The organism is Anoxybacillus sp. FSL W8-0104 (assembly GCF_038004465.1).
Taxonomy (GTDB): Bacteria; Bacillota; Bacilli; order Bacillales; family Anoxybacillaceae; genus Anoxybacillus; species Anoxybacillus flavithermus_G.
Genome location: NZ_JBBOQU010000001.1, coordinates 2,284,348 through 2,305,562 on the forward strand (window position 1 = coordinate 2,284,348; position 21,215 = coordinate 2,305,562).

At 39.8% G+C, this 21,215-nt stretch carries 16 protein-coding genes and 2 pseudogenes; 1 reads left to right on the forward strand and 17 read right to left on the reverse strand.

All coding sequences use genetic code 11. The features are described 5' to 3' along the window. Positions 1–166: 166 nt before the first annotated feature. The 8 genes from NST18_RS12025 to NST18_RS12060 all read right to left on the reverse strand — a co-directional run bounded on the left by NST18_RS12025 (position 167) and on the right by NST18_RS12060 (position 9,079). Positions 167–1,825 carry an IS1634 family transposase gene (locus NST18_RS12025; protein ID WP_340721135.1) on the reverse strand — a complete coding sequence of 553 codons (1,659 nt, stop codon included), beginning with the start codon at positions 1,823–1,825 and terminating at the stop codon, positions 167–169. 315 nt (positions 1,826–2,140) lie between these two features. Then, complete coding sequence (locus NST18_RS12030) at positions 2,141–2,524, reverse strand: hypothetical protein (protein ID WP_340721467.1); 384 nt, start codon at positions 2,522–2,524, stop codon at positions 2,141–2,143. A gap of 171 nt (positions 2,525–2,695) precedes the next feature. Further along, complete coding sequence (tnpC, locus tag NST18_RS12035; RefSeq protein ID WP_340721183.1) at positions 2,696–4,144, reverse strand: IS66 family transposase; 1,449 nt, start codon at positions 4,142–4,144, stop codon at positions 2,696–2,698. 290 nt (positions 4,145–4,434) lie between these two features. After that, positions 4,435–5,883, reverse strand: a complete 1,449-nt coding sequence (gene tnpC, locus NST18_RS12040) for an IS66 family transposase (protein ID WP_340720647.1) — start codon at positions 5,881–5,883, stop codon at positions 4,435–4,437. 101 nt (positions 5,884–5,984) lie between these two features. Further along, a complete protein-coding gene (locus tag NST18_RS12045) occupies positions 5,985–6,470 on the reverse strand; it encodes a hypothetical protein (RefSeq protein ID WP_035018887.1) in 486 nt (161 codons plus the stop codon). 19 nt (positions 6,471–6,489) lie between these two features. After that, positions 6,490–6,819: a hypothetical protein gene (locus NST18_RS12050; RefSeq protein ID WP_035018890.1), complete on the reverse strand. Its 330-nt coding sequence runs from the start codon at positions 6,817–6,819 to the stop codon at positions 6,490–6,492. Positions 6,820–6,938: 119 nt separating this feature from the next. Continuing rightward, the gene (tnpC, locus tag NST18_RS12055) at positions 6,939–8,387 is read right to left on the reverse strand and encodes an IS66 family transposase (RefSeq protein WP_088223283.1); all 1,449 of its coding nucleotides are present in this window, start codon (positions 8,385–8,387) and stop codon (positions 6,939–6,941) included. Between the two features lie 68 nt (positions 8,388–8,455). Next, positions 8,456–9,079 (reverse strand): peptidoglycan-binding domain-containing protein, encoded by a 624-nt coding sequence (locus tag NST18_RS12060; protein WP_004892256.1) that lies wholly within the window; start codon positions 9,077–9,079, stop codon positions 8,456–8,458. 168 nt (positions 9,080–9,247) lie between these two features. Here NST18_RS12060 and NST18_RS12065 point away from each other — a divergent pair. Then, positions 9,248–10,602: pseudogene (locus NST18_RS12065) on the forward strand (IS1182 family transposase). 164 nt (positions 10,603–10,766) lie between these two features. On the opposite strand, the gene yhbH reads toward NST18_RS12065, so the two are convergent. From yhbH to NST18_RS12110, 9 genes and pseudogenes are all read right to left on the reverse strand, one after another. Next, positions 10,767–11,927, reverse strand: a complete 1,161-nt coding sequence (gene yhbH / locus NST18_RS12070) for a sporulation protein YhbH (RefSeq protein WP_004892258.1) — start codon at positions 11,925–11,927, stop codon at positions 10,767–10,769. A 220-nt stretch (positions 11,928–12,147) separates the two neighbouring features. After that, positions 12,148–13,185, reverse strand: a pseudogene (locus NST18_RS12075) (protein prkA); the annotation flags it as partial. A 65-nt stretch (positions 13,186–13,250) separates the two neighbouring features. Further along, positions 13,251–13,508, reverse strand: coding sequence for a hypothetical protein (locus tag NST18_RS12080; protein WP_192953075.1), 258 nt, complete (start codon positions 13,506–13,508; stop codon positions 13,251–13,253). A 441-nt stretch (positions 13,509–13,949) separates the two neighbouring features. Further along, a complete protein-coding gene (locus tag NST18_RS12085; protein WP_340721468.1) occupies positions 13,950–14,438 on the reverse strand; it encodes a hypothetical protein in 489 nt (162 codons plus the stop codon). Between the two features lie 120 nt (positions 14,439–14,558). Next, on the reverse strand, positions 14,559–15,908 hold the full coding sequence (locus NST18_RS12090; protein WP_075039588.1) for an ISLre2 family transposase: 1,350 nt from the start codon (positions 15,906–15,908) through the stop codon (positions 14,559–14,561). A gap of 372 nt (positions 15,909–16,280) precedes the next feature. Continuing rightward, complete coding sequence (locus tag NST18_RS12095; protein WP_340721469.1) at positions 16,281–17,255, reverse strand: type I restriction enzyme HsdR N-terminal domain-containing protein; 975 nt, start codon at positions 17,253–17,255, stop codon at positions 16,281–16,283. A gap of 258 nt (positions 17,256–17,513) precedes the next feature. After that, positions 17,514–18,314 carry a TIGR02391 family protein gene (locus tag NST18_RS12100; RefSeq protein WP_192954377.1) on the reverse strand — a complete coding sequence of 267 codons (801 nt, stop codon included), beginning with the start codon at positions 18,312–18,314 and terminating at the stop codon, positions 17,514–17,516. Then, a complete protein-coding gene (locus tag NST18_RS12105) occupies positions 18,250–18,954 on the reverse strand; it encodes a hypothetical protein (RefSeq protein ID WP_192953102.1) in 705 nt (234 codons plus the stop codon). Before NST18_RS12105 ends, NST18_RS12100 begins: the two co-directional genes overlap by 65 nt. 456 nt (positions 18,955–19,410) lie before the next feature. Then, the gene (locus NST18_RS12110; RefSeq protein ID WP_083979169.1) at positions 19,411–21,087 is read right to left on the reverse strand and encodes an RNA-binding domain-containing protein; all 1,677 of its coding nucleotides are present in this window, start codon (positions 21,085–21,087) and stop codon (positions 19,411–19,413) included. Positions 21,088–21,215 lie beyond the last annotated feature (128 nt).

A 21,215-nucleotide genomic window follows, 5' to 3' on the forward strand; every position in this document is an offset into this window, starting at 1 on the left:
AACTATAAACGCTGTACACTTCTGCGTATTAAAGTTTAACTCATATTTCGCACCTTGGTAGGGCGGAACAAAAGGATTTTTTATTCAGTTTTTTAGAATAACTTTTAAACCAACACCAAAAGCGATGGTATCCTTTTTTTACCATCGTTGGTCGTTCTTTATCCCATTAGACGTAAATGCTCTCGTCCATCCCTAATCCTTGCAGAATCCTTCGCTGCTCGTACGTGAGCGGTTGACCTAACGCGCGTTGAATTCGTCCATCCGGCAGTTCCAACAGGACGACTCTGACATACCAAAACAATTGAAAAATCGCTTGTCCGGTCGGTCGGGTCAGTTTCCGGCCTCCCGCGCCCTTTAATGGGTGTTCCGGGGTGATGAACTGACGCACCCGGCGCTGGAAGACGCGGTAAATCGCCAAGGCCAACAGAAACAAATAGCCCAATACCGCGACCCGTTCCGGTTTTTTTACGTAAATCTCATCCGTAAAGAACGGGTCTTTCAAGAAAGAGAAGTTCATTTCCACCGAGATTTGGCCTTTATACAACTTCAAGATCTCTTTCGCATCCATCGGTTGACCTTTCCATTCCTCCGGAACTGTCGTGACAAGGACAAACCGGGACGCTTTCCGTCTCGCCTGTTCCCACGCATCTTGGTCGAATTCCACGTTCAAGCGAAGGGCGTACAGCGTTTCCATGTCCGGTTCCGCCCCTTTTTTCGGACGTCCGCGCCGTTTTTTCGGACGCACGATCGCTTCGACCGACGCCTCGACGCGATGGAACCGGAGACGAAGGGACGTCTTTAGAGACGCTAGGGCTTGTTCGGCGTCTTCCCGGCACGAAAACAGACGGCTTTCCCACTGGGTTTGTTTCTGCCGAAGAAGCTCTGCTTCTTGGTTTCGCTCTTTTTCGAGCGTCTTTCCTTTTCGTTGGTCGAGCGCGCTGGATTCAACGACGATCAACCGGACCGAATGACCTTCGTACGTCGATGTCGTTTCCCACACCCGGTAGGTGGCTCCGTTTTTCTCCGCTAAGGAGAACGGATCGCTCCACGGCGTGTCTTGGGCATCAGCTTTAGCCAGCGCGGTTTTGACGATCCGGAGCGAAGAAGGGCCTCTTGTGATCAAAAAGGCGTTGGCGGCCTTCGTTTGCGCCAGTGTGTCTTTCGTCATGGCGGCAGAATCGGCAACATAAATCCATTCATCTTCGATCTTCGCCTGCTTCAGCTGTTTCTGCACACGGGACAACACCTCGGGATTCCACGTCTTATCCGGCAGGTTGCCGTCGTGTACATCGCCATAAAACGGGATGCCATCCTCGTTGCCAATCAGCCCAAATCCGATCTGCTTTTGCCAACGATGATGCCGGTTGTAGCCATGCGTAATCTGCAAGGCATCCGGCGAGGCCGATTCATACGCGCCATAAACGGTCTTGTCCGTCGTATCGGCGTGGAAGACGCGAAGAGAGAGGCCTTCTTTCTTGTAGATCTGCACGAGGCAAGACGAAAGGACTTGATGGATATTCGCCTCATACAGGCGATCCAAATGACGCGCGATGGCATCGTCGTTGAACCAAGACGGCTCCAGCCCTGGCCGAATCAGCTTCGGCAAATCGATGTCATGCGCCCATTGTTCCAAATGAACGAGCGCTTGCCGGCCGCTCAAGATATCCAGAACGATTAGTTTGACGATATCGCTGGCTCGAGTTTGGCATTGCGGATCCACGGGAACGAGACGATCAATCAACTGAGGAAGGTCAAGATCTTTGAACAGGGCGCTTATTATATTCAAATAAGAACTTTCATAAATGGCCCGAATTTGAACGTCCATGATGAGCAAACTCCTTTGCTTTCCTTGTATTCCAAGGTTTTATTCGACAGGAAGATAAAAAAATCCTCCCGATTTTTGTCGAGAGGGTGCGAAATGTGAGGTTTAATTTATAATATCTAATAAATATTATACACTGTGGGAGATGTATCCTCTACTGTAATACAGATTGATCTTTAGGAAGCATTTAAAAAAGGCATCATATTAATTGATGCCTTGTAATTTTAAGATTCTTAGTGTTCTTGGTTTACCGAGTTCCCATGTAATATAACCTGCTCTTCGTAATTTTTCTAGATGAGCGAAGTTTCTTACCATTTTTTATTCCTGTAAATAACCTGCTTTCACCAAAGCTTCCAAATACTCATCCAAAATAGGGTTCCCTTCTACACAATCTGCTGGATCAATTCCTTTAAATACCTTTAGTTCATGATATAATTTCTCACACATTGCACCTTGCATTTGAAAACCACTGACATATTGTCTATCTATACTTTCTAAAATAACTGCTATTAGTCTTCCCTCTGCAAAATTAGTATATCTAACCTGCAAATCATAATCTTCATCACTCGGTTGCGGAAGAAGAAGTTCACCAGCCGCCCTCATCTCTTGAATACACTCTCTCATTCTATCAATGTCCGCTTTCTCTTTCTCACTATACAAACTATTCAAAATCTCCTCATTTTGAATAAAGTAACTTTTCACAAATGTTGAATAATCAACAAAAGGATCTTTTTTAAACTCTATAAACTCATTGACAGGAACTTCAACCGCTTTATATTTCTTTTTTAATATATTGTCTAGTAACTATTCATCCCGATAGTAGTATGTAAAGAAGCGCAACACAAATAGGACATCCCCGTAATAGAAAATGCCCTAAGTGGTAGAAAGAACACGATCGAGCGTGTCACCCGTCAACAGAAGACATAACGAATCCCACACGTTTTTTTCGTGTTTCGTCAGTGTGGAAACGATGCTTCTTGCGATGCAAAACGACTGCGCGAATGTTTCTTCGCGAAACGTACCCGAAATGTTCTCTTTGACTTTAACCATGCGAAGATCGCGTTCGGCTTGGTTGTTGTCAAAGGGAACATGTACTTCACGTAAGAAACGCAACGCTTCTTCCTTTCGTTTCTGAAGCCGTCGAACAAAAGCGAGTGCTTTTTTCGGAAGAGGTGTCATCGTTTCCAATCGATGTTGTGCTCTTTCTAGGATGCGATCATACACTCGTTCCCACCGTCTCGCTTCTTCTTCGGAAAGTGCACCGTGATGGGCTTCGACGGCTTGCTTGGCGGCTAACAGAAACGTGGTCATGCGCATCGCCCACGTATGCCCTTGTTCGATGAATCCTTTTAACTCACGCAAATGGTGGGCATGACAAAGGGCATGGGTGGCATGTGTGTATTTCGGATACGTACCGAACCCATCGTGCATCATCGTCCCTTTGTATTGTGGAAGAATCCCGATCTCATCCGTTGCTTTCTTTCCACGAGAAGCGTGAGAAGCCAAGTATGTATATCTCGATGTACACGCGACATGCACCCATGCGAGTTTCCCATTGATGCGCAAACTCGTTTCATCGACATGCAGGATGTTGGATTCAAGTAAGGCGTCTTCGATGATGTCCATATTTGATTCCAGCGCTTCGCGTCCTCGTTTCACCATATTGGCAAGGGTTCCTGTACTAATCGAGTGTTGATATAACGCTTCGATTGTATCACTTAAACGCTTGTACGGGATCAATTGGATATGATGTAAATAAACAACGAGCGCAGTAAGGCGTGGACCGTATTGCACATGATTCGTGACATGGGATGGGAATTCGGCTTGTTGCACGCATCGACAATGCGGACACGATTTCACTTCACGTTCATGTTGTGTCACCTCGATCGCCACAGGAGGGACATCAAACACTTGACGGATATCGACTTTGAACGGTTTGACGTCACGCAAAGAAACCCCACATCCTTGACACGTATGCACACGGTGGACGACACGATGATGTGGATGTTCCACTTGACGGAGCGTCGTTCCTTGATGTCCTTCTTGTCCGCCTGGCTTGTTGCCAGATGGTTGACGAGAAGAACGTGTGTTGGCAAAACGGTCAGAAGATGGGGGCAAATGGCTATTGGAGCTGTTTTTTTTCGTGCGTGCTTCCAGCTCTTGAACGCGATACTTCAGTTGTTCATTTTCTTTGCGCAGCTGTTTGATTTCGTGACGCAAATGTTCATTTTCTTGAACGAGTTGATGAATGAGCTGTTTTTGTTGTTGAACTTTGCTGATTAAGCTTTCAACTGTAAATACAGCTTGTTGTACCGTCAACATGCGATTCACCTCCTTGTCTATCAATATTCACATCATAGACAAGGAAAGAAGAAAATATTCAGCTCACTTTATGATGTGGCTGAATAGTTACATTGTCTACCTCAGTTACTAAAAACTTATGAGGCATATTTAATTGTTGGTATTTTTTAAGTAAGTTATTTTTCAAGTGATTTTAACCTCCCTATTAATAGAATGAGTGCCCTCCACTTCTATTATAGTAACTATTCACCCCGATAGTAGTATGTAAAGAAGCGCAACACAAATAGGGCATCCCCGTAATAGAAAATGCCCTAAGTGGTAGAAAGAACACGATCGAGCGTGTCGCCTGTCAACAGAAGACATAACGAATCCCACACGTTTTTTTCGTGTTTCGTCAGTGTGGAAACGATACTTCTTGTGATACAAAAAGACTGGGCGAATGTTTCTTCGCGAAATGTACCCGAAATGTTCTCTTTCACTTTGACCATGCGAAGATCGCGTTCGGCTTGGTTGTTGTCAAAGGGAACATGCACTTCACGTAAGAAACGCAACGCTTCTTCCTTTCGTTTCTGAAGCCGTCGAACAAAAGCGAGTGCTTTTTTCGGAAGAGGCGTCGCCGTTTCCAATCGGTGTTGTGCTCTTTCTAGGATGCGATCATACACTCGTTCCCATCGTTTCGCTTCTTCTTCGGAAAGCGCACCGTGATGAGCTTCGACGGCCTGTTTGGCGGCTAACAGAAACGTCGTCATGCGCGATGCCCATATATGCCCTTGTTCGATGAAACCCTTCAATTCACGCAAATGATGGGCGTGACAAAGGGCATGGATGGCTTGTGTGTATTTCGTATACGTAACGAACCCATCGTGCATCATCGTCCCTTGATATCGCGGAAGAATCCCGATGTCATCGGTCGCTTTCTTTCCATGAGAAACGTGAGGAGCCAAGTACGTATATTTCGATGTACACGCGACATGCACCCATGCGAGTTTTCCATTGATGCGCAAACTCGTTTCATCGACATGCAGGATGTTGGATTCAAGTAAGGCGTCTTCGATGACGTCCATATTTGATTCCAGCGCTTCGCGTCCTCGTTTCACCATATTGGCAAGAGTTCCCGTACTAATCGAGTGTTGATATAACGCTTCGATTGTATCACTTAAACGCTTGTACGGGATCAATTGGATATGATGTAAATAAACAACGAGCGCCGTGAGCCGTGGACCGTATTGCACATGATTCGTGACATGGGATGGGAATTCGGCTTGTTGAACACATCGACAATGCGGACACGATTTCACTTCACGTTCATGTTGTGTCACCTCGATCGCCACAGGAGGGACATCAAACACTTGACGGATATCGACTTTGAACGGTTTGACGTCACGCAAAGAAACCCCACATCCTTGACACGTATGCACACGGTGGACGACACGATGATGTGGATGTTCCACTTGACGGAGCGTCGTTCCTTGATGTCCTTCTTGTCCGCCTGGCTTGTTGCCAGATGGTTGACGAGAAGAACGTGTGTTGGCAAAACGGTCAGAAGATGGGGGCAAATGGCTATTAGAGCTGTTTTTTTTCGTGCGTGCTTCCAGCTCTTGAACACGGTACTTCAGTTGTTCATTTTCTTTGCGTAGTTGTTTGTTTTCGTGACGCAAATGTTCATTTTCTTGAACGAGTTGATGAATGAGCTGTTTTTGTTGTTGAACTTTGCCGATTAAGCTTTCAACTGTAAATACAGCTTGTTGTACCGTCAACATGCGATTCACCTCCTTGTCTATCAGTATTCACATCATAGACAAGGAAAGAAGAAAATATTCAGCTCACTTTATGATGTGGCTGAATAGTTACAAAAATCTTATTAATGACTCTCAAGCACGGAATTGAGAGTATACATTTTTTGTTCTAGAAGCTTATATGTTTCTTGTTCCTTAATTCGTATGTTAATTTGTGCAATCTCCTGTAAATGGTTTTTCAGCGCTTTCACAAAATCATGAGCAAATTTTGTTTTATCATAAAAAAGAAAGGATTCCACCTCATCATTTGTAACATTTACGGCTTCGATTTTGATTTGTTGTCCTTTCACTATGAAAAAATAATCATAAACAGAACCAAATCCAGAGATGCGGAACGGCTTATTCTCTTTGTTGGCTATCATCTCCATAATACCAACAGCCATACTTAGCAAAGCTGTGCCATAGAGGGTCGCAATATTGATCGTCATTTGTTCGATACCGTTATGAACAGTCATATACATTTCACAACTAAAAAAACTATTGAGATTTTCACTTTTGAGTGTTTCTCTCCAATCTCCTTCCCAGTCCTCTAATGAGATTTTGATACCCATAATATATCCTCCTCGTTTTTTACTGTTTCGTAACTACACTTATTCCTTTTGTTGGATAGGAAGTTCGAATGATTCCATCCTTACTTACAATGGTAATCATTTCACTAATACCATATTTATTGGGATTATATACATATTCCATTGTCCCATCTGGATGTTTTGTCCGAATTCCTCCTTTTTCTACACTCTCCATTATTAAGTTTTTAATTTCCCCTTCACCCATATGCTTTGGAAATAACGTCTTTCCTTTCTTTCCAATTACATGACCATCAACAATATGCTTCCAACCTTCTTTCGAGTTCCCTTCCATTAAAATAGCCCTGCTATTGTACTTTAAAACCTTTCCCATTCCAGCTACAACATCTACTATTTCACCTTTACCGTATTTTTTTAGTGTAACTATTCACTCCGATAGTAGTATGTAAAGAAGCGCAACACAAATAGGGCATCCCCGTAATAGAAAATGCCCTAAGTGGTAGAAAGAACGCGATCAAGCGTGTCACCCGTCAACAGAAGACATAACGAATCCCACACGTTTTTTTCGTGTTTCGTCAGTGTGGAAACGATGCTTCTTGTGATACAAAAAGACTGGGCGAATGTTTCTACGCGAAACGTACCCGAAATGTTCTCTTTGACTTTAACCATGCGAAGATCGCGTTCGGCTTGGTTGTTGTCAAAGGGAACATGTACTTCACGTAAGAAACGCAACGCTTCTTCCTTTCGTTTCTGAAGCCGTCGAACAAAAGCGAGTGCTTTTTTCGGAAGAGGTGTCATCGTTTCCAATCGATGTTGTGCTCTTTCTAGGATGCGATCATACACTCGTTCCCACCGTCTCGCTTCTTCTTCGGAAAGTGCACCGTGATGGGCTTCGACGGCTTGCTTGGCGGCTAACAGAAACGTGGTCATGCGCATCGCCCACGTATGCCCTTGTTCGATGAATCCTTTTAACTCACGCAAATGGTGGGCATGACAAAGGGCATGGGTGGCATGTGTGTATTTCGGATACGTACCGAACCCATCGTGCATCATCGTCCCTTTGTATTGTGGAAGAATCCCGATCTCATCCGTTGCTTTCTTTCCACGAGAAGCGTGAGAAGCCAAGTATGTATATCTCGATGTACACGCGACATGCACCCATGCGAGTTTCCCATTGATGCGCAAACTCGTTTCATCGACATGCAGGATGTTGGATTCAAGTAAGGCGTCTTCGATGATGTCCATATTTGATTCCAGCGCTTCGCGTCCTCGTTTCACCATATTGGCAAGGGTTCCTGTACTAATCGAGTGTTGATATAACGCTTCGATTGTATCACTTAAACGCTTGTACGGGATCAATTGGATATGATGTAAATAAACAACGAGCGCAGTAAGGCGTGGACCGTATTGCACATGATTCGTGACATGGGATGGGAATTCGGCTTGTTGCACGCATCGACAATGCGGACACGATTTCACTTCACGTTCATGTTGTGTCACCTCGATCGCCACAGGAGGGACATCAAACACTTGACGGATATCGACTTTGAACGGTTTGACGTCACGCAAAGAAACCCCACATCCTTGACACGTATGCACACGGTGGACGACACGATGATGTGGATGTTCCACTTGACGGAGCGTCGTTCCTTGATGTCCTTCTTGTCCGCCTGGCTTGTTGCCAGATGGTTGACGAGAAGAACGTGTGTTGGCAAAACGGTCAGAAGATGGGGGCAAATGGCTATTGGAGCTGTTTTTTTTCGTGCGTGCTTCCAGCTCTTGAACACGGTACTTCAGTTGTTCATTTTCTTTGCGTAGCTGTTTGTTTTCTTTCAACAGTTGCTCAATGACTTGTTGTTGGTGAGTAATGAGCTGCTTTTGTTGTTGGACTTTGCTGATTAAGCTTTCAACTGTAAATACAGCTTGTTGTACCGTCAACATGCGATTCACCTCCTTGTCTATCAATATTCACATCATGGACAGGAAAAGCAAAAAATATTCAGCTCACTTTATGATGTGGCTGAATAGTTACTTTTTAGTAAATCAAAAACCTTTCCCGCTTTCACTACTTTTCCTGCAGGAAAAAGTCCTATGAGGGAGATAATTTTCTCGGGATTGCTTGAATTCGGATCAAAAAGCGTACGGATATCATCAAGTACTAAAAAATCGAGGCCTTCTTTAGCCGCATCAAGCAAAAACTCTCCAGCTTTCTGTAACCAGCTAACTGCTGATTTAGTCCAACTAGTTGCACTAGTAAACAAGGTTTTTGATGTATTATATATATTATACTGATTCTCAAAACGTTGCCTAGATTCTTGAGAAATTTCCACTCTATCTTTCTGTCCTGTGATATCATTATTTTTAATTTGAATCAAGGCATTATATGTTTGCTTTCCTGCAATACCATCGGCTGTAATTCCCACCTTCTTCTGAAATTCCTTCACAGCCTTCTCTGTATTTGCTCCATAAACTCCATCAATTCCCCCAGGGTTAAATCCGGCTTTGTAAAGCCAAGATTGCAGCGTTTTCACATAATCATTTCGATCACCTCTTTTTAGCGTTTGCCCACTCCATAAATTATTTGCAAAGTTAGATGGATAAGTGACTCTACCAACACTATCCACAACGTACATTTTTGATCCTCCTAGTTATTTTTTGTTTATTATCATATCAGACAACCATCATGAAAAATGTCGAAACATGTCGCAAAAAACAAAAAAACCCCCTGCCAAAAGGCAGGGTTCCCATGGAGTAAGCCTATTCTTTAAGTAGAGCAGGATGAGTATAGTATTGTGTAGCTACTGATTGATGACCTTGTTCCTGAGGATCACCTTGTGCGTAAGCTAGAAAAAGCGATTGACTTCTCTTTTATTTACGACATTGTCAAAGACCCATACTCACCCGATCATGGACGACCAAGTATTGATCCGGTTGTGTTGTTCAAAATGTACTTGATCCGTTATATCTTCGGCATTCGTTCGATGCGTGAAACGGTGGAACAAATTCGAACCAACGTGGCATATCGGTGGTTTTTAGGGTTGAGTCTTCATGATCCTGTCCCACATCATTCGACTCCAAGCAAAAATTATGCACGACGTTTTGCAGGTACAGACGTCTTTCAAAAGATTTTTTCAAGAATTCTCGAAGAAGCCTTTCAACACGGGCTGGTGGATCCAAGTGTCGTATTTGTTGACTCTACCCATGTAAAGGCGAGTGCAAACAAAAGAAAATTCAACACCGAAGTGGCAGAAGTCGAAGCGAAAGCGTATCAAGAGGAATTGGAAAAAGAGATTGAACGAGACCGGATCGCACACGGAAAATCTCCATTACCGCCAGAAACAGATAAAAAAAACGAGAAGTAAAGATCAGTAAGACGGATCCCGAGAGTGGGATGTTTGTGAAAAATGAACGCGAACGAGTATTTGCTTACTCTTATCACACGGCTTGCGATCGCCATGGCTGGATCCTCCAATCCTATGTCACGGCGGCAAACGTGCATGATAGTCAAGCCTTTTTTGAACTGTTTGAACGAGTCAAAAAGGAAGTGAAGCTGTGCATCGATGCAGGATACAAGACGCCAGCCATTGCGAAATACCTATTAGAACAAGGGATTGATCCGATTTGGCCATATACGCGTCCAAAGACGAAAGAGGGGTTCTTTCGGAAATCTGAATTTGCATATGACGAACATTTTGACTGTTACCTTTGTCCCAATAACCAAGTGTTATCTTATTCAACAACGAATCGGGAAGGCTATCGGGAATATAAATCCAATCCATCTGTGTGCAAGACGTGTCCTTATCTAGAAAAATGCACAGAAAGCAAAAGCCACACGAAAGTGGTCACACGCCATGTTTGGCAAGATTACTACGAAGAAGCCGAGCACTTACGATATGTGCCGGAGCATCGAGAATTGTATGAGCGGAGAAAAGAGACAATCGAACGAAATTTTGCAGATTTGAAAGGGAAGCATGGTCTGCGCTGGACGAATTACCGTGGATTGGAAAGAAACCAGATGCAGGCGATGCTTGTTTGTGCTGCGATGAATTTAAAGAAATTAGCAAACTGCCTATGGAGAATGGGCATCTCCCCTCTTTTTCACTTATGTATGTCGTTATTTTCGTCGGTTCATCGAGGAAAACAAATATCAAAATAGAACAAAATGGTTGTGAGGCAGTTGCCTTACAACCATTTTGCCAACAGTCTGAAGCCAGCCGGTTATACGGCTGGCTTTTGCATGATATTTTCCTAACCCATAGAACTGAGTTTTCAACCGATCTCGTCATGAATAGAAAACCGCGTCTATTTTAAGATGTGCCATTATACAAATGCCTTATTTTCTTCTTTTCGGAAGAAACTTTTCATTGCCTGTAACACGTCTGATTTTTGTTTTAAAATGTAGTAACGGAATTTTTCATCCTTAATATGTTTATATGCTGACATAAGGGTAGAGTGACGATTGTACTGATTCACTTCTCCATATCCAAACATATTCGATACTTTCATTAATTCTTGCACAAGCTTGACACAGCGGGCGTTATCGGACGTTAAATTATCGCCATCGGAAAAGTGAAATGGATAAATGTTATACTTCGTCGGTGAATAGGTCGTTTCAATGACTTCAAGTGCCTTTCGATACGCTGATGAACATATCGTCCCGCCACTTTCCCCTTTTGTAAAAAATTCTTCTTCCGTTACAATTTTCGCTTCAGTATGATGCGCGATAAAAACAATATCGACCGTTTCGTATTTCGTCCGTAAAAATCGCGTCATCCAAAAGAAGAAGCTTCTAGCCATATACTTTTCCCATACGCCCATTGATCCGCTCGTGTCCATCATTGCGATGACAACCGCTTTCGAATCCGGCTTAATGACTTCATTCCACGTTTTAAATTTTAAATCTTCGGGATAAATTGGATAAAAACTCGGATTGCCACTTAATGCATTTCGTTTAAACGCAGCCATCATTGTTTTTTTCTTGTCGATGTTCCCCATCAATCCCGTTCGGCGAATATCGTTAAACTCAATATGTTGCACAACATGATCAGCGTGTTGTTTTTTCCTTAAGTCTGGAAGTTCTAATTGACTGAATAACGCTTCTTCAAGTTCCATTAGAGATACTTCTGCTTCATAATAATCTTGCCCTGCCAAATCACCTGCCCCTTGCCCTTTTCCGGGTCCTTTTTGACCGTCACCAGAACCGTCGCGCGCAATAACATCACCAACTTGACTGTCCCCATCGCCTTGGCCGACGTGCTTATTTTTGTCATAGTTGTAACGAATTTTATATTCATCTAACGAACGAATCGGAATCTTAATGACATCGCGACCGTTGGACATAATGATGCTTTCTTCTGTAATTAAGTCACCGAGATTATTTTTAATTGCCTCTTTCACTTTTTCTTCGTGCCGTTTTTGATCATCGTGGCCTTTTCGATGGAGGGACCAATCTTCCTTTGACACAATGAAGTTTCTACTCATTTTTTCCCCTCCTACATATGAAATAATCATGCACAAATTCTTTTTCCTCGCATACACTATGTTGGCTAATAAAAAATCATAAATGAATGGCTAGTTACTTTATCCTATGCGACGACCGAAAAAAATTGACAAATGATTGCGAAAATTGTTCAAATCCCTTTCTGAAGGACAAGCCTGTTTTATACGATGATAAAACAAAGCATGCCAAGTGCGGCATGCTTTATCGGTTTAACAAGCTTCCGACGTAACGAAGCAATTCATTTGCTGAAGTGGAGTTATAACCATACTCATCAATTAACCGCGCAACAACTTCATTAATTTTCTTGAGTTGTTGTTCATCAGGTGTTTTTGTAGACGTCGTAATTTTGACAATATCTTTTAAGTCTGCAAACAACTTTTTCTGGATCGCTTCACGCAACCGTTCGTGCGAATTGTAATCGAATCGTTGACCTTTGCGGGCATATGCTGAGATACGAATTAAAATTTCTTCACGAAATGCTTTTTTCGCATTCTCCGAAATGCCAATTTGCTCTTCAATCGAACGCATCAGCTTTTCATCTGGATTCATTTCTTCTCCTGTGAGCGGGTCCCGAATTTTCGCTCTGTTACAATACGCTTCTACATTATCTAAATAGTTATCCATTAACGTTTTTGCTGATTCTTCATACGAATAGACGAACGCTTTTTGTACTTCACGTTTTGCAATTTCATCGTATTCTTTTCTTGCAATCGAAATGAAATTTAAATAACGTTCCCGATCTTCTTTTGAAATAGACGGATGATGCTCTAGCCCTTCTTTTAATGCTCGCAATACATCTAATGCATTAATGGACGGCACTTCTTTTCGAATGATACAAGACGAAATACGATTAATAACATAACGTGGATCAATACCACTCATTCCTTCATCTGGATATTCTTTTTTCAGCTCTTCGACATCCACTTCATTAAATCCTTCAACTAACTCACCGTCATACAAGCGCATTTTTTTCACAAGGTCGATATCACCGCGCTTCGGCTCTTTCAATCGCGTTAAAATGGTAAACATCGCTGCTACCCGCAGCGTATGCGGTGCAATATGCACATCTTCTACGTCACTTTCGCGAATCATTTTTTCATAAATACGCTCTTCTTCTGACACTTTTAAGTTATATGGAATCGGCATGACGATAATTCGCGAATGAAGCGCCTCATTTTTCTTATTAGCAATAAACGAACGATACTCTGTTTCATTCGTATGAGCAACAATGAGCTCATCAGTGATAGTATGATATCTACTAAAATATGAAAATATGTATCTATTTCACTGAGAAACAAAAAAGACTAGCCGTTGTTGGCCAGTCTTTTCTGTTTCATCAACAGAACTCTTGCAATTAAAGAATGGATATCCTCGTCCGTCTTTGAAACTTCTCTCTGGGATTGAAATACTTTGATTGCTCCATACTTCCCTTCGATCTCTTTGATTTGTTGGGAAGGTTGAGTAACTGTTTCCATTCCCTTCACCCCTGCACGATGCCGTTTATACATCGTATGCAGGTGAAGAGTCCGATTTTCGTGTAATATTCTTTCTTTAACGTACATATATACATACCCCCTGTGCTAGCAGGAGTGGTATGTATTTTAAACAGTACTGTAAATATGTAGTTTTAATTGTGTTTTTAGCGTTATTGTTTACATGTGGAGTTTAAACCGTAGTTTGAATCGTTCTGTAAATACTTATTAACCAATTGTGTTGTAAAGGCAACCACTTGCTAAGATTTTATTCAATATATAACTGATTATATAAATTTATCCATAATTGTACAAGTGCCAATAATTAAAAAACTTTTAGGGTTTTCACTATAAATTGTGATTGATTTTCTTGGAAAAATGTGTTGAAGTTCCACCTAAATCATAATAAATCGCAACACGTACTTACATAACTTTAATGTTTGTCAAGTACACATTATGATGAAACTTTCTTTAATTTAATGAGTTAATCTCGTCATCATCTGCAAAAGGAGAGAACACAATTAAAGCAGTTTAGTGTCCTCCTCTTTCATATAAAAATTCCTTAAATGGGTGGTTTTTATTTCCCTTTTTATTTTTTGCTTTTATTTGTTCCAAAATTTCTTCATAAGAAATAATTTTACTTAAACTAACCAAATCAGTACCGGTTAAATATACAATTTCCTCTATCGAATAACCATTATAGAACAAGCGTTTTATAAGATTTGTCCTTATAAAAGAGGGAGATAACACACTAAACTCCTTGTTTATTTTTCTCAGTACATCAAAGATACTATTAATAGTGCCTTCCGTGATAACTTTATATTGTTTATTGTACTTCGTATTAAATAAATAACCATTTCTTATGTTCCTCTGTTTATTCTCTATTATGAGTTCGTTAATTGTTTTTTCCAGTACAGGAGGAAGCACAAGTTCTCTATTATCAAGTATTAATTTATTATTTCTAATATTACTAGTATTAAGTTTGATAAGAGTAGAACGTTCTAAACCAGTTTGAGTCAAGACTTTGTGGGAGATTTTTTTCTCGACCGATTTTTTTGGTTATATATGGTTTTATAAAATCGTTATATGTAAGCGCTTTTACTTACTCTCATCCTGTAGGTATGTGCGTTTTCTCTCGTTTTAAAAACCTTTCAATGCTTGCAATGCCTCGTAAATCGGTGTCCCTGAAGATTGGCGAAGGTATGGGATGTTATCTCGTACCACTTCTGTCATTTGCGTTTGCACGCGCTTCAGTGCCTTTTTCACGATCGTTTCTCGTTTCGTTTCTTCTCGTTCTTCCACGCCATACATCACTCCATCGCGTGTCCGAATGAGTAACGTATCTTTTATCGCGACGATCGCTCGCAACATCGCTTCAATCCCTGCATCCCTCCAACTTCGACCGTTTTTACTTCGTTTCGCAAACACATGCATCGTTCCTTCCGCACTCCCCATCGCCCTCATGTTTGTCGTGTCAATCCCTTTTTCCTTCAACCATACGCGATAGTCACGTAAACATCCTGGTATCTCCTCGATTCGACGAACAAGCGCCTCGAGTTGCTTTTCCTTCTCCTCATGTTCTAACGTACCGATGGCACTTGTGAGTTCTCGTAACACACCTTCTTCATCCCATGATGCTAACTTCTTTCGAATCACCCGATATCTCGCATGACCTCGGAACAATTGACGAATCTCTCTTGCCACATGGAACCGATCAAGCTGAAAGTACCCCCTGTCCCCGAAATATTCTCGACACGCTGTAATCCATGGGGCTCCATCTCCATTGATGACCACCCAATCCTCAAACGGATCATAGCTGTATTCCTTCATCAGAAAATTCTCTACAGCTTCCCAAATCGGTTCATTCGTTTGATGAACCATATACCGTCGATTCACTAAGGATACGCGTTTCCCGTTTTTCTCCCATCCTTGGTGAATCGTGATGATCTTTTCTTCTTTTCCTTTGATGCGGCTTCGTTGACGTTTCACGTACAACCCGTCTGCTTCGATAAAAAACACGCGCCCTTTTTTCTCCATCGCACGGTGCCCTTCCACCTCTGCCTCGATGATGGACTGGCGAATCGTTTCGTGACTCATACATGCATACCCCACCAGCTTTTCAAGCGACTGCGCAGCCTGTCGATACGAAGAACCCGTCACGGCGAGATGAATCGCTGTCTCCTCTAATAGCGGACTCACTCCATGCGCCCCATCGAACTGGAGAAAGACATCGAGTAAAGACGTATACACCTTTTTTTCACGGTCAAAGTAGTAGTTTCGCTTCACTTCCACCTCTCCAAATAGCGTTTGGAGTCGGATCGTCCGCTTATCTTTGAGCGCATATCGTTTCTTGTCCCTCTGTTCTGCCAATGTGCGGTCGATCTCCTCCAACACCTGTTGAAGGAGATGACCATATTGTTTTTGCATATGTCTAAATAAAGACTGTTCGATCTCTTTTAATGTCAAGCCGTTTGTGATATAATCCTGCATGGGCTCCACTCCTTTCTTTGGTTGTATTTTTTTTTCACACTTACTACCTTACCAGGAGGAGAGCCCGTTTTTCATCTATTTTGCTTACATATCTGACAGGTTCCTTATTATACCAAATCAGGAACCTGTCTTTTTTTCTCCCACAAACATTTTACTCATACTCTAAATAAAGACTGTTCGATCTCTTTTAATGTCAAGCCGTTTGTGATATAATCCTGCATGGGCTCCACTCCTTTCTTTGGTTGTATTTTTTTTTCACACTTACTACCTTACCAGGAGGAGAGCCCGTTTTTCATCTATTTTGCTTACATATCTGACAGGTTCCTTATTATACCAAATCAGGAACCTGTCTTTTTTTCTCCCACAAACATTTTACTCATACTCTAAACCAAATGCCAAACAAAGCAAGAATATTGTTTTATTTCTTATTGCATCTTTTTGATTACTGTAAAAGTCGAGAATCAAACTAATGTTTTCGTTATTTAAAACATGATTAACTTCTTGCTTCTCTTCTTCTATATCAAAGTTTTGAATTAGTTTCTTTTTTTCTTCCTCAAAATGATGAGAACTAATTTTATTATATTTCTTCATTGTTTGATAAAACGATCTTATGTGAGAGTACTTATTTTCAAAAGTATCTACAGAATTTATTCTTTTACCTTTTTTTGTTTCATTTTTAAACGTTTTTTCATAACTCAGAAACTCTTCAAATTCATCAACACGTATCTGCTCCAAACTTCTATACTTACCTTGCTGTTTAACATAATATTTAAAAAAGTTATAAAGAGTCCCTTTATAAACATTCCAACTACTACCACCGTTAGGGTATTTTAATGCTTTATATTGTGCAATATCACGAAAGTAGTTTGACACTTTCGTATCAAAAATACTTTCTTTAGAAAAATATTTTATGTTCTCAAGTTGTGTTTTGTTAAAGATATCGATATTGAAAACCACTTTATCTAGATAAACCGAACGATTTGGATTTGGAAGTGAAGTAATATTATTATTAAATAAAATGTAGTTTCTTCCATTTGTTAATATTCCCCACTCTAATCCTCTATCGAACAAATAAGAAGCCAATTGTGCTTGTTCTTTTATATCTAATTTATTGTATGGAGATTTTACCTCGACATATAGAAAAGTGTAATCATTAATTTTTATTGCGATATCTGCTCTTCCGTTTCTGTGATACAATTGATGCTCATAGTAAAAATCAAAAGCGTTATACCCCAGCATTTCTAAAAAACGTGTTACGACGTGATTTTTAATATTTTCTTCATTCGTATTTTTAAACTTTTCGTATAATTGTTTGATAAAATCGATATCATGCGTTTCAATAATCACTATTTTCACCCCTGTATTATTTCCATCCTTACGCCTATTGGGTGATACATCCAATTACAATTAAATTTTTTGCAATGCTATTCGCCTTTGGCTAGTATCCCAAACTGACTCGGAAACACCACGAGTCATTTACTCCATTATGTACACCCAACAGGATGTAATAACCTATTCATAAGTCATTTTGGCAGAAAAAAGGTGAATCCCTTGATTCTAAAAATCGAGACAAAGTTGAGAAATGCGACCTCCCCTTATAATTTCTTACATCGAAAAATATTGCGCTCTGTCAATTTGTCTATACAGGAAACTTAGCAAAGATAAAATATCAAGAGCATCTTCCCGTGAAACTTTCCATTCTAATGCTGGCTCGTGACTCTTTGGATTTCTTACTGCTCTCATTACCCCCATACATAAAAGCATTATCCCTTCCTGTTCATTTCTATCAGTTGTGCTCATTTGTTTATTTAATTTTAAAGTTCCGTTCATTGAAAGTGCAGCAGACATTAACTCAGAACCGAATTTTTCAATTTTAGATTTCTCCCTAACGTACTTATCAAAGGCTTTGCAACACTCAAATACTGCATGAAAATACCTTTTCTCTAAGAATAATTCTTCTCCATGTTTTCTGATTTCATAATGAAAATTTCTTGCATAAAACATTCTCTTTTCTTCGGAATCATGAACATGCGTAGATATTTCTGTTCTTTTTACCTTACCGTCACGTAAATCGACTTTTAACCCATAAAATCTTAAAATTTCGTTTACTACAGTAACAATCTCCTCGAATTTCTCCAATTCACCTATAAATTCTTGTGGGTTGCATAGCGTTTCAATAATTTTTAAGACGTTATAAGGTCCATAATATTCGTTTTGTATCTCTTGCAACACATTATAAACAAATCTCCATTTTGTTGAACCATCATGAAAAAACTGTCTAAAACCTGCTTTATGAAAAAAATTTGTAATTTCTGTTCCGGTATATCTATCGGCTATAATTTTAGAAAGTTTCTCTAATGCTACTAACTGAAAAGGCTGGATTGTCTTTTCTTTCTTCATTACCATAATTTCCTCTCCTAAATATTTCTTCGTTTAATCCGTTATAAGAAACAACTCCCCAAACCGGATCTTGTTTTTCGGTAACAAAATAGCCATTCAATTCAACGACTCGCCCTTTTGCCCAAGGCGATTTTTCTATATCTATCCAAGACAATGTTGAATTCGCCTCATATTCGACTTCATGGATAAATGCTAAATAATAGAGAGCATTTATTTTATATTCTTCAATACTTTTTCGTATTTTTTCGATGTCACTTAGAAATGGTTTATCTGATAAATCATATTTATATTTCATTTCAATGGCTGCAATGATTTCGGCAACATCGTTTTTCAAGTGGCCATTTTGCCCCGGATTTTCATTCAGTTTTACAACAACTAAGTCTGCTCGTAATCCCATATAATAAAATTCCGTATAGATCCTTAAATGATTATCCAATAAATAATGGTCGCCTAATCGTCTTCTCAAGTGATAATAAAAAGCATTTTTCAATGAATCCTCTTTCAATAAACTATGCCGCAAATAATCTTCTTTGATGTCTTCCAACCAAACCCTTTTTATAGCACTATCCACTTCTTTATAAATTTTTTCGCTAAACATTGTCTCACCCGAATCATCAAAAATTTTAGTGGGAGTTTCCCAAATCAAAGAGGCTGTTTTCTTCTTACATCATCACATTTTTTCGTAGAACATCTCATATATAGATATTTAACCGTATATTGCTTCGTGCTTATAAAAAGTTGGATAAAATATCTACATGAACAAAATGTGACATCGTATCCACTTTTTGTTTCATCCAAAGGCTAAGTTGAATAAAGAAATTCTACCTTTAGCCTCTTTATAGGGGATTACTTCTTTACAAATAAAGATTCAACATATTCAGACAAAAACCTCAAATTCTAGAATATGTTTTAAACTCTTTGGTAAATATTAAAAAGACACCAGTTTAAATTGAACCGATGTCTTTAACTAAATCCTACAACTAACAATAACTATTCCTATAACTAATTAGTTAATGGAAAAACCGCGTAAAATCAATATTCGGGCAATTTTTATAACTAATTTTATTAACTAAACCTATAACTAATTTAAAACTAAGTTTAACTAATTAGTTAATACCCATTTTGGATAGCGGGCAGAACCTTGATTTACAATAGTTTTATCCTTCTTGGACATTTCTTGAAGCAGGTTTCCGATGTACCTCTTTTTTTGCTTTTCATTGAGAGCATCAGATAGTTTATCTAGCAACAAATCATCAATATCTTTCCTACTTGCCACTTTATACTGACGCAAAAATGAGATAATCAGTTGCTTATAATGCTCTTTATCAAAGGCCCTGTTTTTAATATAGGTGGTTTTATCTCCTGTAATTTCAGCGATTTTAGCGGAAACATATAGGTTTGGATATCTGCCTTCCACTAATTTTAATGCCCTTAATTTTTTTGCTTCTTCTTGTGTGATGCGTTGCTTTTTTTGCACCTTATCTAACGCAATCACTACACTCAAATCGAGATCTGTATGGCTGATAAGCATACGAGTATAGTTATAATCCAATATTTTGCCGTAAATGGTCACTTTTACTTTATTCGGTTCACTTAAATCATAATCCGGCATTGGAAAGAATCTTTTTCGTTGCTCTAAAAACATTTTCTTAATTCCCGAACCAATTGTATCAATCATATTCAGATTGACCATTGCTTCGGCTAAAAAGCGATTTCGATAATATTCTTGAGGTGCATCACGTTCAATCACATTCTCAATCGTTTCAGGAATAAATTCACCAAGATTTGTAAAAATTAATTCCTCTGGTTTTTCAACAACATTAATTCGTCCTTGAAGAGTGTAATCTTGATGAGCAATACAGTTATGCAATGCTTCACGAATGACGTAAGGATCATACTGATTCACTTCAATTGGGAACAAACTTTGGTCCGGCATATAGCGATATTTTAAATTGCGGATTTTTGCAAAAAGTTCATTTGTGTTTAAAATAAATGGCGGTCCAAAATGCTCATAATCCCTCTCAATATTATGTTCGTCTTTCAAAATCCATGTCATTTTTGCAACAGCCGGCGCCAAAAAGTGTTCGGATTCAGGTTTACCAAGCAATATAATGGCTGCTCTCGTAATTTGTCCGTTAATCGTTACCCTTGCTTTATTCAGAAACGTTATATCATCCCATTTATCGACATCTTCGGCTAAACGTGGATTTTTCTTTTTATACTCTTCTCTTGCCTTCTCAATGGCCGTTTTATCTAAGTCATCAATCGTAGCACCGGGACAAATCACGGCCGACCAATCTTCTTTCATACGTTGGTTGCGAATACTTTCGATTTCTTGTATGCTGAGTGGAACCTTCGACTCACCATTTCGGCCAAAATAATGACCTTTCCAAGATGTTGGCATTCCCTTCAGCGCAGCAGGAATTTGAAACATAATCACCCTGCCCTCTGGATAAAAAAGTTCATAAATCTCAACAAACGACAGCCCACCGTTTGTATGCCTCGATATCTCATGTTTAAGGCTATCTAAATCGGCTCTATTTTCTCTGTATTGTGTTCCAACAATTTCTTTATTTTTATCTTTTACTCCAAAAATAAGCCACCCATAAGGCTGATTTTTTAAGTTAGCCTCATTGCTTAACGCTGAAAAGTATTCACCTAAATCATCAAAACCAAAATTATTTTTGGCTTCTTTAAACTCTACCCATTCATTTTCGGAGGGGAGGCTTCTAAATTTATCCAATAATTTTTTTAGTTCTATTTCATTCAATATCGTCACCCCCGCAAATACGATTATAGCAGTAGAATTTACTTTATGTATAACATATCGCAATTTTGCCTTATTTACTATATATATTATACATTCAACACATATCCTATTTTGTCCTTTTTGCAAAAGACAACGTC